The organism is Nocardia farcinica, assembly GCF_029867845.1.
GTDB classification, from domain to species: Bacteria; Actinomycetota; Actinomycetes; order Mycobacteriales; family Mycobacteriaceae; genus Nocardia; species Nocardia farcinica_A.
The window spans coordinates 1-2,438 of sequence record NZ_JARWRU010000730.1 but is presented as its reverse complement, the minus strand read 5'-3'; the positions used below and the strand labels follow the sequence as shown (position 1 = coordinate 2,438).

Here is a 2,438-nt window from a genome sequence, read left to right as displayed (position 1 = left end):
ATTTCTTGGCAAAACCTGCACCGCTTACTTGCTGGTTGCGCCTCGGTACGCACTACTTCAACTAACATTGTGTTGACGTCCGAGGCTCTCCTGCCCAGCCCCGGCCGCGAAACGACCCCCGTCTTGACAAGCGCGACCCGGGATAGTCACTCTCTTAGTTGTAGAACAACCGGCGATATCGCACCGCTGTCGTGGCGTGCGAGCCGCCGCATGTCGAAAGGCGGAAAAGGTATGGATGTCGAAGTGGTCGGACGGTTGCTGTCGACTCTGCCCGAGGACGACGACCACCCCTACCGGACCGGCCCGTGGCGGCCGCAGACCACCGAGTGGAAGGCCGACGACCTCCAGGTGGTCTCCGGCGAGATCCCGCACGATCTCGACGGGGTCTACCTGCGCAACACCGAGAATCCGCTGCACCCGGCCATCAAGAACTACCACCCGTTCGACGGCGACGGCATGATCCACGTCGTCGGCTTCCGGGACGGAAAGGCCTTCTACCGCAACCGCTTCGTGCGCACCGACGGCCTGCTGGCCGAGAACGAGGCGGGCAAACCGCTGTGGGCAGGCATGGCCGAGATGCCGGACTGGGCCGTGCGCGAGGACGGCTGGGGCGCGCGCCGCCGGATGAAGGACGCCTCGAGCACCGATGTGACCGTGCACCGCGGCCGCGCGCTGACCAGCTTCTGGCAGTGCGGCGATCTCTACCGCGTCGACCCCTACACCGCCGAGACGCTGGGCAAGGAGGACTGGAACGGCGGCTTCCCCTTCCACTGGGGCGTCTCCGCGCACCCGAAGGTCGACGAGGCCACCGGCGAGCTGCTGTTCTTCAACTACAGCAAGGAGGCGCCGTACATGAAGTACGGCGTGGTCGACGAGAACAACGACCTGGTCCACTACATCGACGTCCCGCTGCCCGGCCCGCGCCTGCCGCACGACATGGCCTTCACCGAGAACTACGCGATCCTCAACGATCTGCCGCTGTTCTGGGATCCCGCCCTGCTCGAGCACGACATCCACCTGCCGCGCTACCACCGCGACATGCCGTCGCGCTTCGCGGTGATCCCGCGCCGCGGCCAGACCTCCGACATCAAGTGGTTCGAGGCCGACACCACCTACGTCCTGCACTTCACCAACGCCTACGAGGACGGCGACGAGATCGTCATGGACGGCTTCTTCCAAGGCGATCCCGAACCGTCGGCCGACGGCATCACCGACAAGTGGGAGCGCGCCTTCCGCTTCCTGGCCCTCGACCACCTCCAGACCCGGCTGCACCGCTGGCGGTTCAACCTGGTCACCGGCCAGGTGAAGGAGGAGCGGCTCAGCGAGCGGATCACCGAGTTCGGCATGATCAACGGCGCGCACGGCGGTCGCGAGCACCGCTACATCTACGCCGCCACCGGCAAGCCCGGCCGCTTCCTGTTCGACGGCCTGGTCAAGCACGACGTGCGGACCGGCGCGGAGGAGCACTTCGCCTTCGGCGACGGCGTGTTCGGCAGCGAGACCTCGATGGCCCCGCGCGTGGGCAGCACCGCCGAGGACGACGGCTACCTGGTCACCCTGACCACCGACATGAACGACGACGCCTCCTACTGCCTGGTCTTCGACGCCGCACGGGTGGGCGACGGCCCGGTCTGCAAGCTGCGACTGCCCGAGCGCATCTCCAGCGGCACCCACTCGGCCTGGGCCTCCGGTGCGGAGCTGCGCCGCTGGCGCGAGACCGACACCGCTGCCGAGGCCGTCGGCCTGTAATCCGCCACCCACCATCGACCGGAACGGAATCCTCTTGTCCCAGTTCGCTTCCGACGTCTACGTCTACGACGCCGTGAGAACCCCGAAGGGCCGGGTGAAACGCGACGGCGGCACCCTGGCCGCCGTGCCCGCCTACGAGTTGCTGGCGACCACGCTGCGAGCGCTGGCGGCGCGCGGCCTCGACGCCCAGCGGGTCGAGGACGTGGTCATCGGCACCAGCACCGCGGCGGGTGAGCAGGGCGGCGACGTCGCCCGCGCCGCGGCGCTGTGGGCGGGCTGGCCGGATTCCGTGCCCGGCGGCGTGGTCTCACGGCTGTGCTGCTCGGGCCTGGACGCCATCGGCACGGCCGCAGCCAAGGTCGCCTCGGGAATGCACGACCTCGTCGTCGCCGGCGGCGTTGAATCGATGTCACGGGTGCCGATGCTGTTCGACAAGCCCGCATTCGCCTTCGAGGGCGAACTCCAGGACCGCACCGGGTACGTGACCATCGGAGTCTCGGCCGATCTCACCGCCGCCGACGCCGGTTTCACCCGCGACGAACTCGACGGCTACGCCGTGCGCTCGCACCATCGCGCGGCCGCGGCCCCCCCCGCCGGCCCCCACCGGGCCGGCGGGTTCCGCGGCGGGGGGGGGGGGGGGCCCGAGGGAAGGGGACCCGGCGGAGGCCCCCCCCCCCGCAGAAGCCCCC

At 69.4% G+C, this 2,438-nt stretch carries 1 protein-coding gene and 1 pseudogene; both read left to right on the top strand.

Annotated elements, in window-relative coordinates:
* Positions 1–231 precede the first annotated feature (231 nt).
* Positions 232–1,749, top strand: a complete 1,518-nt coding sequence (locus QH283_RS15925) for a carotenoid oxygenase family protein (RefSeq protein WP_280503769.1) — start codon at positions 232–234, stop codon at positions 1,747–1,749.
* A gap of 34 nt (positions 1,750–1,783) precedes the next feature.
* A pseudogene (locus QH283_RS15920) lies at positions 1,784–2,438 on the top strand (acetyl-CoA C-acyltransferase); the annotation flags it as partial.